The following is a 19,739-nucleotide window of genomic DNA, read 5'->3' as shown; positions in this document are numbered from 1 at the left end:
GTGACGAGAAACAGGCCGATGCCGGCCATGATGAGCAGGCCCGCGACATAATAGAATTCGTGCGGCCAGATCTCGATCGAGAACATGTAGAAGCGGCGGTGCGCGAGATCGACGAGCACGGCCTGGTCGGGGGCGTAGGGCCCCCGGTCCCAGCGCAGCCACGGTGTGACGTAGTAGATCGTCAGCGTGATCGCCATGATCGCCCATTTGAGGCGCCGGAAGGTGCCGTCCACCGCTTTCGGATAGACGCCCTTCCGGGCCTCGTAGAGCGAGGGCTTGAGGCCCTTCAGTTCTTCAGGGTGTGACATCGCCGCTTCCATCTGCGGCCGCGGTGACGACAGGCGCTTCGCCGCCACCCAGCGAATGTACGTAGGTGGCGAGCATCTTCACGGCTGCCGGGTCGAGGCGGTTGCCCCAGCGCGGCATCACGCCCTGGCGGCTGTTGGTGACGGTCGCGACGAGCGTGTCGCGGTCGCCGCCGTAGAGCCAGATTCCGTCGGTGAGGTTCGGTGCGCCCTGTGCACGGTCGCCCTTGCCTTCGGCGCCGTGGCACGAGACGCAGTTCTCGGCGTAGATCTGTGCGCCGCGCGCGGTCGCCTTCGAGGCTTTGCCCTGCCCGGAGATGAGCTGGACGTAGCTGACGACGTTGCTGATCTGCGCGGGCGTCAGGATGCCGTCGCGTCCGAACGCGGGCATCACTGACAGCCGTGTTTCGTCGTGTTCGGGATTCCGGATGCCATGCTCGATCGTGTAGTGGATGGCGTTGATGTCGCCGCCCCACAGCCAGTCGTCGTCGTTGAGGTTCGGATAGCCCTTCGCGCCTGCCGCGCCGGAGCCGTGGCACTGCACGCAGTAGACCTTGAAGGTCGATTGTCCGCCGGCGATCGAAGCCTGCAGCAGCTTGGGATCATTGGGGATGTTCTCCACCGGCGTGCGGCCGATCGCTTCGCGGATCGGCAGCAGCTTCGCGTCTGCGGCGGCGAGCTGCGCGTCGAGCTCGCCGTGGCTCGACCAGCCGAGCACGCCCGCCGTGGCGCGTTCCAGCATCGGCCAGGCCGGGAACAGGATCGTATAGATCAGCGCCCAAACGATCGTGATGTAGAAGGTCCACAGCCACCAGCGGGGAAGCGGCGTGTCGAGTTCCTCGATGCCGTCCCATTCGTGGCCGACGGTTTCGGTGCCGGTCGGCTCGTCGATGCGCTTGTTCTCAGCCATTGTGGTCGTCCTGATCGAAAATCATGTTGGCGGCGCGCTGGTGGTCTTCCCGCGCCTTCGGGCGGAAGGTCCAGCCGACGAGGATGAGGAATGTCACGCTCATGAAGACGAGCCCCCAGCTGTCGGCGAGATGACGGAGCGTCTCGTAGCTCATCGTGGCTGCTCCTGCGGTGCGGCGGCCTGGAAGTCCACGAGCGTGCCGAGCATCTGGAGATAGGCGACGAGCGCATCCATCTCGGTGAGCTGCTTCGGATTGCCGTCGAAGTCGCGGACCTGCGCCTTGGGGTAGCGTTTCTGGAAGACCTCGAGATCGCCGAACTCGTCCGTCTGGAGCTTGAGATCGTCGTTCGCCGCCTTGATCGCAGCGGCATCGTAGGGAACGCCGACGCGGCTGAGCGCGGTGAGGTGCTTCGTCATGTCGCCGGCCTTCAGCGGGCGATCCTTCAGGAACGCGTAGGGCGGCATGATCGATTCCGGCACCACCGAGCGCGGATCGGTGAGGTGCTGGACGTGCCACTCGTCCGAATAGCGGCCGCCGACACGTGCGAGGTCCGGACCGGTGCGCTTGGAGCCCCACTGGAACGGGTGATCGTACATGCTTTCCGCCGCGAGGCTGTAGTGGCCGTAGCGCTCCACCTCGTCGCGGAACGGGCGCACCATCTGGCTGTGGCAGTTGTAGCAGCCTTCGCGCATGTAGATGTTGCGGCCTGCGAGCTCGAGCGGCGTGTAGGGACGCACGCCCTCCACCTTCTCGATCGTGGAGTCGATCCAGAAGAGCGGCGCGATCTCCACGATGCCGCCGATGGCGACGACGACGAGCGCGGCGACGCCGAGCAGGGTGACGTTCTTTTCAAGACGTTTGTGATCGAAGAAACGGGATGCCATTGCGCGCGTCCTTACTCTGCGGGCTGCGGGGCGAGCGGACGGTCCGCCGCGGCGTCATACGGGGTTTCGGTCATCGGCTTCTCCGCGCGGAGCTTGCCGGCGATGGTCAGCCAGACGTTCCAGACCATGACCAGCGCACCGGCGAGGTAGAGGACGCCGCCGGCGGCGCGGATGAGGTACATCGGCAGCATCGCTGCGGTGACCTCGGAGAAGGCGTACACGAGGTAGCCGTCGTCCCCATATTCGCGCCACATCAGGCCCTGCATGATGCCCGCGACCCACATGGACGCGGCGTAGAGCACGATGCCCACCGTCGCGAGCCAGAAGTGCCAGTTCACCATGCGCAGCGAGTAGAGCCGCTGGCGGTTCCAAAGGCGCGGGGTCAGGTAGTAGATCGCCGCGAAGGTGATCATGCCGTTCCAGCCCAGAGCGCCGGAGTGAACGTGGCCGATGGTCCAGTCTGTGTAGTGAGACAGGCTGTTCACCGCCTTGATGGAGAGCATCGGCCCTTCGAAGGTGCTCATGCCGTAGAAGGCGAGCGCCATCACCATCATGCGGATGATCGGGTCGGTGCGGATCTTGTCCCAGGCGCCGTTCAGCGTCATCAGGCCGTTGATCATGCCGCCCCAGCTCGGCATCCACAGCATGATCGAGAAGACCATGCCGAGCGTCTGCGCCCAGTCGGGCAGTGCCGTGTAGTGCAGATGGTGCGGACCCGCCCAGATGTAGAGGAAAATCAGCGACCAGAAGTGGATGATGGAAAGCCGGTAGGAATAGACCGGCCGCTCGGCCTGCTTCGGTACGAAGTAATACATCATCGCGAGGAAGCCGGCGGTGAGGAAGAAGCCGACCGCGTTGTGGCCGTACCACCACTGCGTCAGCGCATCCTGCACGCCCGCGAAGGCGCTGTAGCTCTTGGAGCCGAGCAGGCTGGCCGGCATCGACAGGTTGTTGACGAGGTGCAACATCGCGATGGTGATGATGAAGGACAGGTAGAACCAGTTCGCCACGTAGATGTGCGGCTCGCGGCGCTTCAGGAGCGTGCCGACGAAAACCGCGAGATACGCGACCCAGACGATGGTGAGCCAGATGTCGACGTACCATTCGGGTTCGGCATACTCGCGCGCCTCGGTGATGCCGAGCACGTAGCCGGTGGCGGCGAGCACGATGAAGAGCTGGTAGCCCCAGAACACGAAGCGGGCGAGGCCGGGCAGCGCAAGACGAGCGCGGCACGTACGCTGCACGACGTAGAAGCTCGTCGCAATGAGCGCGTTGCCGCCGAATGCGAAAATCACCGCCGATGTGTGCAGCGGCCGCAGCCGGCCGAACGTGGTGTATTCAAAGCCGAGGTTGAGGACCGGGAAGGCCAGCTGGAGCGCGATGAACAGGCCGGCGAGGAAGCCGACCACGCCCCAGAAAACCGTCGCGATCACGCCCCAGCGGACGGGATCGTCATCATAGTGGCCGGTGTCGGCCGGCGCCTTGAGGATGCCGCGCGCGACGGTGTAGTCCGCGCCCGAGAGCGTCGCGGCGAGCGCAAGCAGTGCCGCGGCCGCGACGATCGCCATGTGGATCGCAAATCCCTGATCGGCCGAAAGCGCGATTGCGATGATCGCAATCAATGCCGCCCCCAGCCAGCCGAAGGCCTTGAATGTGAGTGATTCCATAACCGGTCCCCGCCGTTTGGTCGGCATAATGCCGCAGTTTCTGAGGCTGACATGGAGCCGTTCTGCTCACCAGACCTTGACCTGCGTCAAATAACGGGAGACGCCCCGCAACGATGACCAATGCCGCACAGCGCCTGGGCAAAAACCGATCGGCTTTCGCCGTGCTCGGCTTCCTCGCCGGCGGGCCGCGCTCGGGCTACGACATCAAGAAGGCGATCGGGCGCAGCACCAGCTATTTCTGGAACGAGAGCTTCGGCCAGATCTATCCGATCCTGCAGAAGCTGGAGGCCGAGGGGCTGGTGGAATGCGTGGGCGCGGAAGGCCGCGGACGCCGCCAGAGCCGCAAGTACGCGATCACCGAAACCGGTCGGGACGCCTTGAAGGACTGGCTCGCCGCGCCGGTTTCAAGCGCGGGGATCCGCAACGAATATCTGCTGAAGCTGTTCTTCGGCCGCCACGTCGCGCCCGAAGTGAGCATTGCGCACCTTGCGGACTACCGGCGCCAGCTCGCGCACGAGCTGGCCACGTTCGAGGCGTTTCGCGCGGGTTACGACGATGCGATCCGCGCAGGGCGGACGAGCAGGACGCTGATCTATCTGCTCGCGCCGCTCGATTTCGGCATTCGCGGCGCACGTGCGCAGATCGAATGGTGCGACGAGACTATCCGCGCGCTGGAGGCTCTGCGGGAAAGCTGAGACAGGCGAGGAGGCCGCCGCCGTCCTGATTGGCGAAGCGGACGGTGCCGCCGCTCCGCTCGGCGAGCGCGCGTACGATGGCAAGCCCAAGCCCGACGCCGCCCGTCGTGCGGTCGCGCGAGGGGTCGAGCCGTCCGAACGGCTCGCCGAGCCGGGCGAGCGCGGCCGAAGGCACGCCGGGGCCGTTGTCGGAGACACGGATTTCGACCGTTTCACCCTCGCGCGTCGTGCTGAGCGAAACCGCCGTGCCGTGGCGCAGGCCGTTGTCGATGAGATTGGCGAGGATGCGCCGCAGCGCGAGCGGCGACAGGCGCACGGCTGCGCCTTTCGCGCCCGCGTCGAACCAGACGGTCTCCTCCATTTCGCGGCGTACCGCGACGACCGCCTCGATCTCCGCATCGATATCGAGATGCATGGGCTCGGGGCCGTTGCTCGCGTCCTGCCGCGCGAAAAGCAGCGTGTCGTCGAGCATCGCAGACATTTCCTGAAGGTCGGAGGCGGCCTTCCGGCGCTGTTCGGGATCGTCGATGAAGTCGGCGCGCAGCCGCAGCCGCGTGATGTAGGTGCGCATGTCGTGCGCCACGGCGGCGAGGATGCGCGTGCGTTCGCCGACAAGGTCGGCGATGCGCCGCTTCATGTCGTTGTAGGCGCTTGCGAGCTCGCGCATCTCGCGCGCGCCTTCCACGGGCACGTCGGGCGCATCGAGTTCGCTGCCGAAGCGGCGGACCCCGGCGGAGAGGCGAACGAGCGGTTTCGTCGCGCGGCGTACCGCGGCCGTGAGGATCGCGAGCAGCAGCAAGCCGCCAAGCGCGCCCATTAGTGCGCGCCGGCGCAGATAGGTGCGGACGACCGATGAGGGGCGGCTTTCGATGACGAGCGTTTCGCCGCTCTTGAGGCCGACCGTTAATTGCACCGGCGCGAACAGGCGCCCCGCCCATGGCTGCTCCCGAAGTGCGCGGCCGATCAGCGGGCGGCGCGACGTGAGCGTCACCGTGCGGTCCGGCAGCGCTGCCGCGTAACTTGCGCGCAGTTCCGGGAGGCCGCCTTCGAAGCCGGCGGGGATACCGGGCGCGAGCCTCAGCGTGTAAAGCGAGCCGTTGAACACATCGAGCAGCTCCGCACGCCGTGCGGGCGGGGCAGCTTCCAGCGTTTCGGCGAGCACGCGCACATCGGCGGGGCGGGGGAGATTGTAAGGCCGCCGATCATCGCCGCGCGTCGGCAGCGCGGTCACCGTCACCAGCAGCAGCTGGATGATCACGAACCCCGACAGCAGGATGGCGATGATGCGAAGGCCAAGGTTGGACACGGCGCTCAGTCCCGCTCGACGCTTGCCGCAAACAGGTAGCCGCCGCCGCGCACGGTCTTGATGAGCGCTGCGCCGCCATGGTCGCCGAGCTTGCGGCGCAGGCGGCTCAACTGCACGTCGATGGCGCGGTCGAAGGGGCCGGCGCTGCGCCCGCGTGTCCAGTCCAGAAGCTGGTCCCGGTTCAGCACGCGCTGCGGGTGCGTGATGAAGGCGAGCAGCAGGTCGAACTCCCCGCCGGTGAGGTCCACCGCGTCTCCCGCAGGCGATGCCAGCGCGCGGGCGCCCACATCAAGCGTCCAGCCGCCGAACCGGTAGCGCTCCGAAGGCTGCGCGGCGACCGAAACGCGGTTCGTTTCGCGCGTGCGGCGCAAAATGGCGCGGACGCGCGCCACCAGCTCGCGCGGGTTGAACGGCTTGGCGAGATAGTCGTCGGCGCCGATCTCGAGCCCGATGATGCGGTCGACGTCCTCGCCCTTCGCCGTCACCATCAGCACGGCAAGGTCGCCACGCGCGCGCAGGCGGCGGCAGATCGAAAGCCCGTCCTCGCCCGGCAGCATGATGTCGAGTACGGCAAGGTCGACGCGCTGGCGTTCGAGCAGCCGGTCGAGCTCGGCACCCGATCGGCACCCGGAAACCTCGAAGCCTTCGCGCGCGAGGAGCCCGGTCACGAGTGCGCGGATTTCGTTGTCGTCCTCGACGACGGCGATGAAGCTGCTGCCCATGCGCCCGTTTGTGCCGCAGCCGCGCGGCGAGGGGAACGGGGCACGGCGCTGCCGTTACATTTTGTTACCGTCCGTTACCTTGCCGAAGCATGCCGCTTACGCGAGCCCTCTACACCGAGCGAAGACGGACAAGAGCCGTCGGCATCGAACGAAGAACCGGAGCAAGACCCATGATGAAGCACCTCTTTGTTTTCGCGGCGATCGGCACGACCGCGCTCACCGCCGCCGCGCTTCCCGCCGAGGCACGCGACCGTACCCGCGTCGTCAACGTGCAGGGCGCGAACGGAAGCCTCGTCAAGCAGCGCAGCGTCTCGCGCGAACCGGGCAGCCGCGCGGTCACGCGGTCAGTGCAGGGCAGCGAAGGTCGCGGCTATGTGTCCTCGCGCGGCAGGTCGGTCGAGGACGGCACCTACACGGGCGGCCGCACGACGACCACCAACAGCGGCACCACCTTCGGCCGTAGCACCACCGCGACCGCCAACGGCGACGGCAGCGCCGACTATTCAACGACGCGCACCCACCGCGACGGCTCAACCACAACGAAGAGCGGGACCGTGACCCGCAACGACTGAGGACCCTGACCCGTATCCTCCCTCCGACTGGCCGCGCCCCACCACAACCCCAGCCGGGGCGCGGCCGCCCTTTCTCCAGGATGATTTCAATGACCCGCAGAATTTTGATCGCCCTCGCCGCTGCGACGCTCATAGCGCCCCCCGCCGCTGCGCAGCGCTGGGGCGGTGGTGACGGCGCTGCCGCCTTCGACAAGGCTGATGCCAATGGCGACGGCGTCGTCACCCGCAGCGAGTTCCTGAAGAACCGCAGCGCGCGCTTCGATACGCTCGATCGCAACGACGACGGTGTCGTCAGCGAATCCGATTTCGGGCGAATATTGAAGTTCCGGCCGGAAGCCGGCGAACGGCTCGAACGCCTGATCGCGGAGGCCGACGCGAACCGCGACGGCAAGGTGACGCGCGCAGAGATGGACGCCGCGCCGACGCCGGTGTTCGACCTCGCCGACACCAACAGCGACGACAAGGTCGATACGGCGGAGCGCGAAACCTTCCGAAATAAAGCCGAGATGATGAAGGCCGGGAGGCAGTGACGTGGACTTGCTCCAGCGCTCGCCGCTCTGGCTGGGGTTCGTCGCCGCGCTCGTCCTCGCCGAGGCGCTCTGGCGCCTGCGGAGCGGACGCGGCTACGACCCCCGCACGGCACTGACGACGCTGGGCGTCGTCGTCGGCAACATTCCCTTTGGACTGCTGAACGGCCTTGCGCTCGCTGGCGTGTTCAGCCTCGCATGGGACCATGCCTTCGTGCGCTGGGCGCTTGCCGACTGGCGGACCTGGTCCGCTGGTTTCCTGGCCGTGGAATTCGCTTACTACTGGTTCCACCGAGCCAGCCACCGCATCCGCTGGATGTGGGCGACGCATTCGGTGCACCATTCGGCGGAGCAGATGACCTTGCTCTCCTCGCTCCGGCTCGGGTGGACAAATCTCTTCTCGGCGGGCTGGATCGTTTACGTTCCGCTGGTGCTGGCGGGGTTTGATCCGCTGCTCGTCTTCACGCTGCTCGCGTTCAACCTGCGCTACCAGTTCTTCCTGCACACCGAGGCGGTCGGGCGGCTCGGGCCCATCGAGTGGGTGTTCAACACGCCCGCGCATCATCGGCTGCACCACGCCTCGAACCCGGCCTATATCGATCGCAACTACGGGGGCGTACTCATCGTGTTCGACCGGCTGTTCGGCACGCTTGCGAAAGAGGTGGAAGGCGAACCGATCCGCTACGGCCTCGCCCACCGCCCGGCGACCGCGAACCCGCTCACCCTCGCCTTCCGCGAGTGGCGGCTGATGCTCGGGGATATGTGGCGGGCGCGGAGCCTGCGTCCCGCAATCCTGCCGCCGGTCTAAACGCGGTTCAGCTCACCATGCGGCGCAGCGTTTCGATTTGGTCGGCCTCGGCGGCGGGCTTGTCGGTGCGAATGCGGCTGATGCGCGGAAAACGCATTGCAAGGCCGGACTTGTGACGTTTCGAGGCGTGGACCGAATCGAAGGCAACCTCCAGCACCAGCGTCTTTTCCACCTCACGCACGGGGCCGAAGCGCGCGACCGTGTGGTTGCGCACGAAGCGGTCGAGCATCATCAGCTCCTCGTCGGTAAAACCCGAATAGGCCTTTCCCACCGGCAGCAGCTCGCCGTTCTCGGTCCAGCAGCCGAACGTGTAGTCCGAATAATAGCTCGATCGTTTGCCGTGCCCGCGCTGCGCGTACATCATCACGCAGTCCGCCACGAGCGGGTCGCGCTTCCACTTGTACCAGAGCCCGACACGCCGACCGGGGACATAGGGGCCGTCGCGCCGCTTCAGCATCAGGCCCTCGATCGCCGCATCGCGCGCGCCGAGGCGCAAATCTTCAAGCGCGGCGAAATCGGACACGTCGACGAGCGGCGACAGGTCGAAGCGGTCGCGGTCCAGCCGTGACATGAAGGTTTCGAGCCGGATGCGCCGCTCCGTCCACGGCTGCGGGCGAAGGTCTTCCGGGCCATCGAACAGGATATCGTAGAGCCGCACGAAAGCCGGAAAGTCGCGCAGCATCGCCGGGGACACGGTCTTGCGGCCAAGCCGCTGCTGCAGCGCATTGAAGCTCGCGGCCTCGCCGCCCTGAAAATCGCCGCGCACGAGCAGTTCGCCGTCGAGCACGCCCGGCGTGCGGTAGCTCTCCGCCACATCGGGAAAGCTCCGCGTGATGTCGTCGCCCGCCCGGCTGTAAAGCCGGGTCTCGCCGCCGACGTGCACGAGCTGCACGCGGATGCCGTCCCACTTCCATTCGGCAGCGAAGTCCGAAAGGTCGATATCGCGGTCCTCGAGCGGGTGCGCGAGCATGAACGGGCGGAACACCGGCGCATCCTCCGGCGCGGGGCGGGGCCCATCGCCTTCAGCCCAGGCGAAGAGCGCGGCGTAGGGCGGCGAGACGCCGTGCCAGACTTCCTCGACATCGTCGGGATCAAGCGCGAAGGCTCCCGCAAACGCCGTCTTGGCGAGGCGCGCTGAAACGCCGACGCGCATCCCGCCGGTCGCGAGCTTGAGGAGCGCGAAACGGGCGTTTGCGTCGAGGCGGTCGAGCAGCCGCGTCATCACCGCGGGCGCCTGCGCGCGGGTCATCAGCTGCAGTTCATTCACCACCTCGGAAAGTCTTGGCGGTGCGGCAGGTGTCTCCCCGCCTGGCCAGATCAGTGCCACGGTTTCCGCAAGGTCCCCGACATAGTCATAGCTCAGCCCGAACAGAACCGGGTCGACGCGCTCGGCAACGAGCGCGCGGATGATGCTCGGCTGCACGGCAGGGAGCGAAAGCTCCCCGGTGAGTGCGGCGAGCGCCCAGCCGCGGTCGGGGTCGGGCGCCGTCTTGAGATAGGCGCCGATGAGATCGAGCTTTGCATTGCGCGAGCGCGTGTAGATGAGGCTGTCGAGCAGCTGCGAGAACGCCTGCATCAGTCGTCTTCATCCTCGCGGCCCACGAGCGCGAGTTCGCGCGCGGTGATTTGCCGCTCGCGGCACCAGTGGACGAGCGCATCCTCCCGCCCGTGCGTCACCCACACTTCTCCGGGGGCGATCTCACTGATCGTGCCGGTCAGTTCGTCCCAGTCGGCATGATCGGAAATCACGAGCGGCATCTCGACGCCGCGTTGCCGTGCCCGCTGGCGCACGCGCATCCAGCCGCTCGCCATCGCCGTTACCGGATCGGGGAGCCGCCGCGACCAGCGATCGTTCAGCGCGGAGGGCGGTGCGAGCACGATCTCGCCCGCAAGTTCGGCTGGCTTCAGACCGGCGACGGGACGAAGCTCACCGAGCTCGACGCCGAGTTCACGGTAGAGGTCGCACAGGCGCTGCAGTGCGCCGTGAATGAACAGCGGGCCACCATGTCCGCTCCCGCGCAGTTCGGCGATCACGCGCTGCGCCTTGCCGAGCGCATAGGCGCCGATCAGGATGGCACGGTCAGGCTGCGCCTGCCGCGCAGCGAGCAGCCTGTCGATCTCGCCCCTGATCGGCGGGTGCCGGAACACCGGCAGCGCGAACGTCGCTTCGGTGACGAAGACGTCGCACGCCACGGGCTCGAAAGGCGCGCATGTCGGATCGGGGCGGCGCTTGTAGTCGCCGGATACGACAACACGTTCGCCGCCGCGCTCCAGCACCGCCTGCGCGGATCCGAGCACGTGCCCGGCCGGCACAAGACGAAGGTCGACATCGCCGATGCGGAGGGTCTCGCCGTAGCCGAGCGACTGCCCGGTTTGCGGCCCATAACGGCATTCCATGATGGCAAGCGTTTCGCGCGTGGCGAGCACGGTGCGGTGTCCGCCGCGGGCATGGTCCGAATGGCCGTGCGTGATGATGGCGCGGTCGACCGGGACGGCGGGGTCGATCCAGGCGTCGGCCGAAGGCAGGTAAATGCCCGTCGGATGGGCTTCGATCCAGGAAAAGCGCGGCGCCATGCCTGCAATATAGGTGAACACGCGGGAAAGTTCCCGCGGCGCGGTCAAACCTCGTGAATGCCGCCCGGTTCCTCGCCGTGCAGGCTCATCAGCGAATCCATCAGGTCGCCCTCGGCCGCCGAACAGACGCCGATGGTGAGCGCCTCCTCGCAGCCTTCGCCGACGACATAGGCGTGACCCATGCTCGAATCGAGGTAGATCGATTCGCCGGCCTCGATCACGATCGGGTCGTAATATTCCGTGTGAACGACCATGCGGCCTTCGATGACGTAAACGAACTCCTCGCCGGGGTGCCGCACCAGCTCGCCGAACTCCTTTACGGATTTGGCGCGGATGCGCGTCACCAGCGGGATCATCCGTTTCCGCCTGAGCTCGGTGCACAGGTAGAAGTAGTCGTAGTTGTTCGTTTTCACGCGGATCGCGCGGTCCTGGCTGCCGATGCTGCGCCGCCCGGTGACGGCTGCGGCTTCCTGCGGATCTTCCTCGGCAAACAGCTCCGACATGCGGATGTTGAGGCGCTGGCTGAGCTGCAGCAGCTTGTCATAGGTGAGCGTCAGGCGGTCGTGCTCGACCTTGGAGAGCGTGGAGACGGGGATGCCGCTCCGTTCGCTCATCTCCTTCAGCGTCCAGTCGTTGCGGGTGCGAAGGCTGCGTAATAGCGTGCCCAGCGTAGGTTTGTCCGATTTCACGCCTGCACCCCGATGATCCGCCATGGTTCCTCTTGTATCATCCTGTTTGACAATTCTCTAAATAGGATCATTATTGTCTGCATGGGACAAAACAACGTATTCTCGCGCACGGTATCCCGTCCGCGTTGAACACGCAATCCAACATGCCGCCTTGCGGCGAGATGAGTTTTGGAGGGGGAATATGCGAGGTTCACTGAAATCTCTGTTTGCGGGGGCGATCGCCCTGATGGCGTTGCCCGCGCTGGCGCAGCCCGCGCCTGCGCCGGTACCTGTCAATCCCGTGGCGGTGACGGCTGCATCGCCCGCCGTGCCGATCCCGGTGCCGAGCGCGCCCGCGCTCACCAAGGCTGATGTCGATGCGTGGCTCGATGGATACATGCCCTATGCGCTCGCGCGCGGCGCGGTGGCAGGTGCCGTCGTCGTCGTCGTGAAGGACGGCCAGGTGCTGACGCAACGCGGCTACGGCTATTCGGATGTCGAGAAGCGTACCCCGGTCGATCCGGAAAAGACGCTGTTCCGTCCGGGCTCGGTATCGAAGCTGTTCACCTGGACGGCGGTGATGCAGCTTGTTCAGGAGGGCAAGCTCGACCTCGACACCGATGTGAACACCTACCTCGATTTCAAGATTCCGCCGCGCGACGGCAAGCCCATCACGCTGCGCAACATCATGACGCACACCGCTGGCTTCGAGGAGCAGATTCGCGGTCTCATCTCCAAAGGCAAGCCGGAAGCGCCGCTCGGCGACCTTCTGAAACGCTGGACGCCCGAACGCATCTTCGCGCCTGGCACGACGCCTGCCTATTCGAACTACGCGACCGCTCTTGCCGGCTACATCGTGGAGCGCGCCTCCGGCATGTCGTTCGACGATTATATCGACCAGCGCATCTTCGCGCCGCTCGGCATGAACCATTCGAGCTTCCGCCAGCCGCTGCCCGAGAGGCTGCAGCCGTTGGTGTCGAAGGGCTATGCGACGGCATCAGGCGAACCGAAGCCTTATGAGGTCATCGGCCTCGCGCCCGCAGGCAGCCTCGCCTCGACCGGCGCGGACATGGGCAAGTTCATGATCGCGCATCTCGCGAACGGCGGGCCGCTGCTGTCGCCCGAAACCGCGAAGATGATGCACACGACGACGCTCACCATCCTGCCGCCTCTGAACCGCATGGCGCTCGGCTTCTACGAACAGCGGATCAACGGGCAGACGGCGATCGGCCACGGCGGCGATACGCAGTGGTTCCATTCCGATCTGATGCTGTTCCCGAAGGAGAACGTGGGCATCTACATTTCGATGAACAGCTCGGGCAAGGAGGGGGTCACGGGCCCCATCCGCAGCACGCTGTTCGAAGGGTTCGCCGATCGGTATTTCCCGATGGAGCGCACGATCAAGGCCGGCGTCGATGAAAAGACCGCGGCCGAGCACGCCAAGATGCTGGCGGGCACGTACATCAGCTCGCGGCGTCCGGAATCGAGCTTCATGAAGGCGCTCGACCTTGCGGGCGGCATGAAGATCGGTGTCGACGACAAGGGCAACCTCATCCTCCCGTTCAAGAACACGGGCGGTGAGGATTCGAAGTGGGTCGAAACCGCGCCCTTCGTCTGGGAAGAGGTCGGTGGCCATGGCCGCCTTGCCGCGAAACTCAAGGACGGCAAGGTCGACTGGGTCAGCATCGATGCCATCTCGGCGATCATGATGCTTCAGCGCCCGGTGTGGTACGCCTCGCCCGGCTGGCTGTCGCCCGGCGTGATCGCGGGTCTCGCGATCCTCGGCCTCACGGCACTGTCATGGCCGATCGGCGCCATCGCCCGTCGTCGCTACGGCGCGAAGCTGGCCCTTGCCGGCAAGGAGCTCAAGGCGTTCCGCCTCGTCCGCGGCTTCGCGGCGGTGGTGACGCTGGTGCTCATCGGCTGGGTCGCGACGCTCGCCGCGATGATGTCGGACTTCCACCTGCTCGGCGGTGCTATGGACTGGGCTATCTACCTGCTCCAGATCGTCGGCACGATCGCCTTCATCGGCATGGTTGCCGTCGCGGCATGGAACCTGCTTCTCGTCTGGACGGGTCGTCGCGGCTGGTTCTCTAAGCTGTGGAGCATCCTCGTGCTTCTCGCCGCGGTCGTGATCCTGTGGGCCGCGTTCGCCTTCCATCTCATCAGCTTTGGAGTTCAATTCTAATGTCGGTTGCCGGAAAGCTCTCTCTTGAAGTTGCTGTCGAGTCCCTGCCCCTGGCGAAGCCGTTCAGGATTTCGGGGCACGTCTTCACCCACTCCGATCTGGTCGTCGTCACGCTTTCCGACGGCGTCCATTCGGGGCGGGGAGAGGCTTCCGGCGTCTATTATCTGGGTGATAATGTGCCTGAGATGCTTCAGGCCATCGAAGCTGTACGTCCGGAGATCGAGCGCGGCATCGACCGCGCCGGTCTCCAGACGCTGATGCCCGCAGGCGGCGCGCGCAACGCGCTCGACTGCGCGTTCTGGGAACTCGAAGCCAAGCAGACCGGGCGCAGCGTGTGGGACATTGCGGGGTTCGAAACCTCGCGTCCGCTGCTCACCACCATGACGCTGGGCGCGGATTCGCCCGAAGTGATGGCGGAGGGCGCCACGGTCGGATACGCGCAGGCACGTGCCCTGAAACTGAAGCTCACCGGCGATCTTGAAGACGATATCGCCCGCGTTCGCGCCGTGCGTGCGGCGCGGCCCGATTGCTGGATCGGCGTCGATGCCAACCAGGGCTACGGCATTGCCGATCTTCCGGCGCTCGTCGAGGTGCTCGTCGAGGCTGATGTGAAGCTGCTCGAACAGCCGCTTCGTCGCGGTGCCGAAGCCGACCTCGACGGCTTCTCGTGTCCCATCCCGATTGCTGCGGATGAGAGCGTGCTGACGCTCGCCGACGTTCCCGGCCTCGTCGGGCGCTTCAATGTCGTCAACATCAAGCTCGACAAGTGCGGCGGGCTTACCGAAGGGCTGGCGATGGCGCGCAAGGCCCGCGAACTCGGGCTCGGCGTCATGGTCGGCAACATGGTGAGCACCAGCCTCGCGATGGCGCCCGCCTACGTCGTCGGCCAGCTTTGCGATGTCGTCGATCTCGACGGACCGATCTTCCTTGCGAAGGATCGCGAACCCAGCATCGTTTACGAGGATGGATATGTGCGCTGTCCCGACAACGTCTGGGGCCGGGACGCCTGAACGAAGCCTATTTGAGGGGGAAGATCATGAAGTCTGTTCTTTGCGGGCTGCTGCTTGCAGCCGCGACGGCGCCGGCACTGGCCGCGGCCGATAGCCCTGCCACCTATATTCAGGCTGGCCGCCTGCTTGCAGACCCGGGCACCGGCCGGGTCGAGACGGCGAAAACCATCGTCGTCAAGGACGGCCGCATCGCCGAAATTCGCGACGGCTATGTGGGCGAGGGCAAGGTCGTCGATCTGCGCGACGCCTTCGTGATGCCGGGCTTCATCGACAGCCACGTCCACATCACGGGCGAATCCAATCCGAACGAGCGTAGCGAGGCGCTCAGCAAATCGGCGACGGATTCGGCGTTCGACGGTGTCGTCTTCGCCGGACGCACGCTGCGCGCCGGGTTCACGACCGTGATCGATCTCGGCGGCGAGCCGCAGGCCATCTACGGCCTCCGCAACGCCATCGCGGCGGGCAAGGTCGAAGGGCCGCGCATCATCGCGGCGGGCGGCGTGGCGGCACACGGCGGCCACGGCGACATTCACGGCTACCGCCAGGAAATCCTCGATCTCTACCGCTCGCCGACCTTGTGCTCGGGCGCGGACGACTGTGCGCGCGCGGTGCGCCAGGCGATTCAGAGCGGCGCCGATGTCATCAAGACGGCGTCCACGGGCGGCGTGATGTCGAACACTGCCGCCGGTCTCGGCCAGCAGATGAGCGACGCGGAACTCACTTCGCTCGTGGAAACCGCGCACCGGCTCGGCCGCAAGGTGGCGGCGCACGCGCACGGCACGGACGGGGTCAATGCCGCGCTTCGCGCTGGTGTCGATTCGATCGAGCACGGCACCTACCTTGACGCTGAATCCATCAAGCTCTTCAAGGCGAAGGGCAGCTATCTCGTGCCGACGCTGCTCGCCGGCGACACGGTGAAGAAGCGCGCCGAGACGGCGGAGTGGATGCCCGCGCCGGTGCGCGCCAAGGCGCGTCAGGTCGGGCCGCTGATGGTCGATGCGCTGCGGCGCGCGCACAAGGCGGGCGTGAAGATCGCGTTCGGCACCGATTCCGGCGTCTCCGCCCACGGCGACAATGCGCAGGAATTCGCGCTGATGGTGGAGGCGGGGATGACCCCGCTGGAAACGATCCGTGCAGCAACGGTGTGGGCTGCAGATCATGCCGGGTTGTCGAACGAAATCGGCACGCTCGCGCCTGGCAAGGCGGCGGATATCGTCGCTGTGAAGGGCGATCCGCTCACCAACATCAGGGCGCTGGAAACCACCGCATTCGTGATGAAGGGCGGCGCTGTCGCCAAGCCCGTCCAGTGACGGCGGCGTGATCCCTGATTGACAATTTTCCGATCAGGACTACTAATCCTGATCAGGATAATCATCAGGTAGGGGAGAGAAGCGATGGCTACGTTGCCCGGAGTTTCACGGCGTCAGCTGATCGGCGGCGCGGTTGCAGCAGCTACCGTGACGGGTTTTCCGATGATCAATACGGGCATGTTCCGCGCCCACGCCGCGGCAACGAAGGCCTATTCGAAGCGCGCTGTCGATCTCGTCAAGCAATCGCTTGTCATCGATATGCTCGCGCCGCTGAAGATCGATTTCCGGTCTGAATATTACGCAAACCCGCTCAGCGAGAAGGACGCCGCCGATTTCCGCGCGAGCGGCATCACCGGCTTCCACAATGCCGTCGGCGTGGGCGGCCCGGATGCCTATGCCGAAACGCTGGGCTGGTTCGCCGCGTGGCAAGGCTTTGCCGGTCGCAACGCGCACGTGTTCTCGCTCGTCGGCAAGGCCGAGGATCTCGACCGCGCCAAGCGTGAAGGCAAGTGCGCCGTCATCATGGGCGTCCAGAATTCCGAGCACTTCCGCAAGGTGGAAGACGTAAAGGCGTTCTACGAGATCGGCCAGCGCTGCTCGCAGCTCACCTACAACAGCCAGAACCTCCTCGGCTCGGGCAGCACCGAGCGCGTCGATGGCGGCGTCACCGATTTCGGCGCGGCGATCATCGAGGCGATGAACAAGGTCGGGATGCTGGTCGACGTCTCGCACTGCGGCGACCGCACGACGCTCGACGCCATCGCCATTTCGCCCAAACCCATCGCGATTACGCACAGCAACTGCCGCGCGCTCGTCAACCACCCGCGCGTCAAGACCGACGAGGCGATCAAGGCGCTCGGCGCGAAGGGCGGCGTGATGGGCATCACGGGCGTGCGCATGTTCGTCAGCGAAAAGGAGCCGACGACGATCGCGAACGTGGTCGATCACATCGATCATGTCGTGAAGCTGATCGGCGTCGATCACGTCGGCATCGGTTCGGATGCCGATCTCAACGGCTACGACGACATGCCCGCCGATCAGTACAAGATGCTGAAGGCGGGCTACAAGTCGAGCTACGCGTTCCGCGACAAGATCGACACCGACGGCTTCGATCACCCGATGAAGACCTACGACCTCGTCGAGGAACTCATCCGCCGCAAATATTCGAACGAGAACATCACAGCCATCCTGGGGGGGAATTTCAGGCGGCTGTTGGGTGCGACCTGGGCATGAAGTCCGGGCGGTAAAACAGGGGGCAGGATCGAACGATGGTAACTTGTATTCACGGTGCGGCGCACACGGCCGCACTCGATCTTTCATTCTAGCCAAGAGAACAGACTGGTCCCCATGCACATGTCGTCTTTCCCCGGTAATGCCCAGCTTCGGCTTCCGACCCCGTATTTGCTGTTTCTGGGGGACATTGTAGAAAGTGGTTATGCAAAGACGGCGTTCGGTCTTCGCGACTGGGCGGGCGACAAGTGCGTGGGGGAGTACCGGCTTGCGGCGGGGACAGTGACGGCGGGTCTGGCCGAGATGACGCCTGCGGAGGGCTATGCGCGGGGCGCGCGGTCGATGGTGATCGGGGTTGCACCCGGCGGCGGCGGCATTGCGCCGTCGTGGGTGCCTGCGCTCGTGGAAGCGCTCGAAGCCGGCCTTGATCTCGTCAGCGGCATGCACGTCCGGCTCGGGGATGTCCCCGAGCTTGCCGAGGCGGCCGCGAAGCACGGCCGGCGCCTGATCGACGTGCGCGTCCCGCCGGCGGGTCTGCCGGTGGGCACCGGTCGCAAGCGGACGGGCAAGCGCCTGCTGACGGTGGGAACGGACTGCGCGCTCGGCAAGAAATACACGGCGCTGTCACTCGCAAACGCGTTTGCGGAACGCGGCGTGGACGCCGATTTCCGCGCCACCGGGCAGACCGGTATCATGATCGCGGGCGGCGGCATTCCGATGGATGCCGTGGTCTCTGATTTCGAGGCGGGCGCCGCCGAGGTGCTGAGCCCGGACGCAGCGCCTGATCATTGGGACGTGATCGAAGGGCAGGGTTCGCTGTTCCACCCGGCTTATGCTGCGGTGTCGCTCGGCCTTCTGCACGGGAGCCAGCCCGACGTGATCGTCGTGTGCCACCAGCCGGGGCGTGCGGAGATCCTCGGGGCGCCGGGCTATACGATCCCGAGCCTTGAAGAGACGATCGAACTCAACCTGCTGCTGGGCCGCCGCACCAACCCGGCGATCCGCTGCGCGGGCATCGCATTCAACACCAGCGGCATGGACGCCGCGGCGGCCGAAGCTCTTATGGAAGCGGAAAGCAAGCGCCTCGGCCTCCCGGTTGCGGACCCGATCCGCGGCGGTGCCGCTTTCCAGAAACTCGTCGACAACTGCCTGGGATAATATTGATGACAACCACGACAACCACACAGCCGTCGTGGTTCCAGCGTTTCCTGCTACCGGGCCTCATCTTCAAGGGCGTCGTCATCGGCGGCGGCTATGCGACGGGCCGCGAGCTTGCCGAATTCTTTCTCGGCAGCGGTCCCTTCGGCGGGCTGATGGGCATCCTGCTTGCCATGCTCGTCTGGAGCGCGGTGTGCGCGGTGACGTTCCTGTTTTCGTATCGATTTTCGCTCTACAACTACCGCGACTTCTTCAAGGGCTTGCTCGGTCCGGGCTGGGTGGTTTTCGAAATCGCCTATCTGGCATTGCTGGTGCTCATTCTGGCCGTCGTTGCGGCGGCGGCGGGCACGATCGGCGCGGAGGTGTTCGGCCTGCCGCAGATTGTCGGCACGCTCTTCCTCGTCTTCGCGATCGCCGCGACGGCAAGTTTCGGCAATGCGGGCGTGGAGCACGTCTTCAAATACGCCTCGAGCTTCATCTATTTGACCTACGCGGTGTTCCTCATACTCGCGCTGTCGACGTTCGGAGACAGGATCGCGCCGTCTCTGGCGCTCGATGTTCCCACAACAGGCTGGGTCATGGGCGGCCTGACGTACGCCAGCTACAACGTGGTCGGCGCGATTGCCGTGCTTTCGTTCGTGACGAACTTCACACGGCCGCGCGATGCGGTGATCGCGGGGGTCGTCGCCGGTCCGCTCGCGATGATTCCGGCGATCGTCTTCTTCCTCTGCATGGTCGCGTTCTATCCGGAAATCGCGAATGTCGCGTTGCCGTCCGATTTCCTGCTGCGCCGGATGGAAGCGCCATGGCTTCAGATCGTTTTTCAGCTGATGATCTTCTGCGCGCTGCTTGAAACGGGCGTGGGCATCATCACCTCGCTCAACGAGCGCATTGCCGGTGTCGCGGAAACGCGCGGCAAGCGCTTTACGCCGCTTGCCCGTCTTGGGGTTTCGGCGGCGGTTCTGCTCGTCTGCGGCTTCGTCGCCGCACGGGTCGGCCTTATCGATCTCATAGCGTCGGGTTACGGCGCATTCGGTTACATCATGCTCGCGGTGTTCGTCGTGCCGCTGCTCACGCTCGGCGTTGCAAAGATCGTCAGGAGCCGGGCGACGCCAGCGTAAGAAATACCATATCCATCGCGATCGCCAGGAGCGATAACCCGTCGCTGTCCCAGGGCCTCGGGCTTTGAAACTCGGCGAGCGTG

General features: G+C 65.7%; 19 protein-coding genes and 1 pseudogene. 10 read left to right on the top strand and 10 right to left on the bottom strand.

Annotation, left to right across the window (positions count from 1 at the left end; translation table 11 throughout):
* The 5 genes and pseudogenes from H2052_RS09165 to ccoN form a co-directional block, all read right to left on the bottom strand.
* Positions 1 to 308 (bottom strand): annotated as a pseudogene (locus tag H2052_RS09165) (cytochrome c oxidase accessory protein CcoG); the annotation flags it as partial.
* A complete protein-coding gene (gene ccoP / locus H2052_RS09160; RefSeq protein ID WP_293780533.1) occupies positions 295 to 1,215 on the bottom strand; it encodes a cytochrome-c oxidase, cbb3-type subunit III in 921 nt (306 codons plus the stop codon). The pseudogene H2052_RS09165 and the gene ccoP, both read right to left, overlap by 14 nt.
* Positions 1,208 to 1,369, bottom strand: coding sequence for a cbb3-type cytochrome c oxidase subunit 3 (locus tag H2052_RS09155; protein WP_293780530.1), 162 nt, complete (start codon positions 1,367 to 1,369; stop codon positions 1,208 to 1,210). Before H2052_RS09155 ends, ccoP begins: the two co-directional genes overlap by 8 nt.
* The gene (gene ccoO / locus H2052_RS09150; protein WP_293780527.1) at positions 1,366 to 2,100 is read right to left on the bottom strand and encodes a cytochrome-c oxidase, cbb3-type subunit II; all 735 of its coding nucleotides are present in this window, start codon (positions 2,098 to 2,100) and stop codon (positions 1,366 to 1,368) included. The genes H2052_RS09155 and ccoO overlap by 4 nt, the downstream gene beginning before the upstream one ends.
* Positions 2,101 to 2,111: 11 nt before the next feature.
* Positions 2,112 to 3,767, bottom strand: a complete 1,656-nt coding sequence (ccoN, locus tag H2052_RS09145) for a cytochrome-c oxidase, cbb3-type subunit I (protein WP_293780524.1) — start codon at positions 3,765 to 3,767, stop codon at positions 2,112 to 2,114.
* 113 nt (positions 3,768 to 3,880) lie between these two features.
* Between ccoN and H2052_RS09140 the strand changes: the two genes are divergently transcribed.
* A complete protein-coding gene (locus H2052_RS09140; RefSeq protein WP_293780521.1) occupies positions 3,881 to 4,462 on the top strand; it encodes a PadR family transcriptional regulator in 582 nt (193 codons plus the stop codon).
* Here H2052_RS09140 and H2052_RS09135 read toward each other — a convergent pair.
* Positions 4,428 to 5,768, bottom strand: a complete 1,341-nt coding sequence (locus tag H2052_RS09135) for an ATP-binding protein (RefSeq protein ID WP_293780518.1) — start codon at positions 5,766 to 5,768, stop codon at positions 4,428 to 4,430. The two genes, H2052_RS09140 and H2052_RS09135, sit on opposite strands and share 35 nt — an antisense overlap.
* A gap of 5 nt (positions 5,769 to 5,773) precedes the next feature.
* Entirely contained in the window at positions 5,774 to 6,490 is a 717-nt protein-coding gene (locus H2052_RS09130) for a response regulator (protein WP_293780515.1), read from the bottom strand.
* A gap of 173 nt (positions 6,491 to 6,663) precedes the next feature.
* Between H2052_RS09130 and H2052_RS09125 the strand changes: the two genes are divergently transcribed.
* The 3 genes from H2052_RS09125 to H2052_RS09115 all read left to right on the top strand — a co-directional run bounded on the left by H2052_RS09125 (position 6,664) and on the right by H2052_RS09115 (position 8,397).
* Positions 6,664 to 7,062 (top strand): hypothetical protein, encoded by a 399-nt coding sequence (locus H2052_RS09125; protein ID WP_293780513.1) that lies wholly within the window; start codon positions 6,664 to 6,666, stop codon positions 7,060 to 7,062.
* 89 nt (positions 7,063 to 7,151) lie between these two features.
* Positions 7,152 to 7,592 (top strand): EF-hand domain-containing protein, encoded by a 441-nt coding sequence (locus H2052_RS09120; protein WP_293780511.1) that lies wholly within the window; start codon positions 7,152 to 7,154, stop codon positions 7,590 to 7,592.
* Position 7,593: 1 nt separating this feature from the next.
* On the top strand, positions 7,594 to 8,397 hold the full coding sequence (locus H2052_RS09115; protein WP_293780508.1) for a sterol desaturase family protein: 804 nt from the start codon (positions 7,594 to 7,596) through the stop codon (positions 8,395 to 8,397).
* 7 nt (positions 8,398 to 8,404) lie between these two features.
* Here the strand turns inward: H2052_RS09115 and H2052_RS09110 are convergent, their stop codons facing one another.
* The 3 genes from H2052_RS09110 to H2052_RS09100 are packed head-to-tail and all read right to left on the bottom strand — an operon-like array spanning position 8,405 to position 11,684.
* Positions 8,405 to 9,973: a cisplatin damage response ATP-dependent DNA ligase gene (locus tag H2052_RS09110; RefSeq protein WP_293780505.1), complete on the bottom strand. Its 1,569-nt coding sequence runs from the start codon at positions 9,971 to 9,973 to the stop codon at positions 8,405 to 8,407.
* Positions 9,973 to 10,971 carry a ligase-associated DNA damage response exonuclease gene (locus tag H2052_RS09105; protein ID WP_293780542.1) on the bottom strand — a complete coding sequence of 333 codons (999 nt, stop codon included), beginning with the start codon at positions 10,969 to 10,971 and terminating at the stop codon, positions 9,973 to 9,975. The genes H2052_RS09110 and H2052_RS09105 overlap by 1 nt, the downstream gene beginning before the upstream one ends.
* A gap of 44 nt (positions 10,972 to 11,015) precedes the next feature.
* On the bottom strand, positions 11,016 to 11,684 hold the full coding sequence (locus tag H2052_RS09100; RefSeq protein WP_293780502.1) for an XRE family transcriptional regulator: 669 nt from the start codon (positions 11,682 to 11,684) through the stop codon (positions 11,016 to 11,018).
* Between the two features lie 157 nt (positions 11,685 to 11,841).
* Between H2052_RS09100 and H2052_RS09095 the strand changes: the two genes are divergently transcribed.
* The 6 genes from H2052_RS09095 to H2052_RS09070 all read left to right on the top strand — a co-directional run bounded on the left by H2052_RS09095 (position 11,842) and on the right by H2052_RS09070 (position 19,656).
* A complete protein-coding gene (locus H2052_RS09095) occupies positions 11,842 to 13,827 on the top strand; it encodes a serine hydrolase domain-containing protein (protein ID WP_293780499.1) in 1,986 nt (661 codons plus the stop codon).
* Entirely contained in the window at positions 13,827 to 14,837 is a 1,011-nt protein-coding gene (locus H2052_RS09090) for a dipeptide epimerase (RefSeq protein ID WP_293780496.1), read from the top strand. The genes H2052_RS09095 and H2052_RS09090 overlap by 1 nt, the downstream gene beginning before the upstream one ends.
* Before the next feature lie 26 nt (positions 14,838 to 14,863).
* Complete coding sequence (locus H2052_RS09085; RefSeq protein WP_293780493.1) at positions 14,864 to 16,147, top strand: amidohydrolase family protein; 1,284 nt, start codon at positions 14,864 to 14,866, stop codon at positions 16,145 to 16,147.
* Positions 16,148 to 16,231: 84 nt separating this feature from the next.
* The gene (locus H2052_RS09080) at positions 16,232 to 17,380 is read left to right on the top strand and encodes a membrane dipeptidase (protein ID WP_293780491.1); all 1,149 of its coding nucleotides are present in this window, start codon (positions 16,232 to 16,234) and stop codon (positions 17,378 to 17,380) included.
* A 114-nt stretch (positions 17,381 to 17,494) separates the two neighbouring features.
* Positions 17,495 to 18,535, top strand: a complete 1,041-nt coding sequence (locus H2052_RS09075) for a DUF1611 domain-containing protein (protein WP_293780488.1) — start codon at positions 17,495 to 17,497, stop codon at positions 18,533 to 18,535.
* Positions 18,536 to 18,540: 5 nt separating this feature from the next.
* The gene (locus H2052_RS09070; RefSeq protein ID WP_293780485.1) at positions 18,541 to 19,656 is read left to right on the top strand and encodes a hypothetical protein; all 1,116 of its coding nucleotides are present in this window, start codon (positions 18,541 to 18,543) and stop codon (positions 19,654 to 19,656) included.
* Positions 19,657 to 19,739 lie beyond the last annotated feature (83 nt).

Origin of the sequence: Sphingosinicella sp., from assembly GCF_013911755.1 — a bacterium.
Classification (GTDB): Bacteria; Pseudomonadota; Alphaproteobacteria; order Sphingomonadales; family Sphingomonadaceae; genus Sphingosinicella.
Note: the sequence above shows the minus strand (reverse complement) of the source record. Positions and strands in the feature narration are given on the sequence as shown.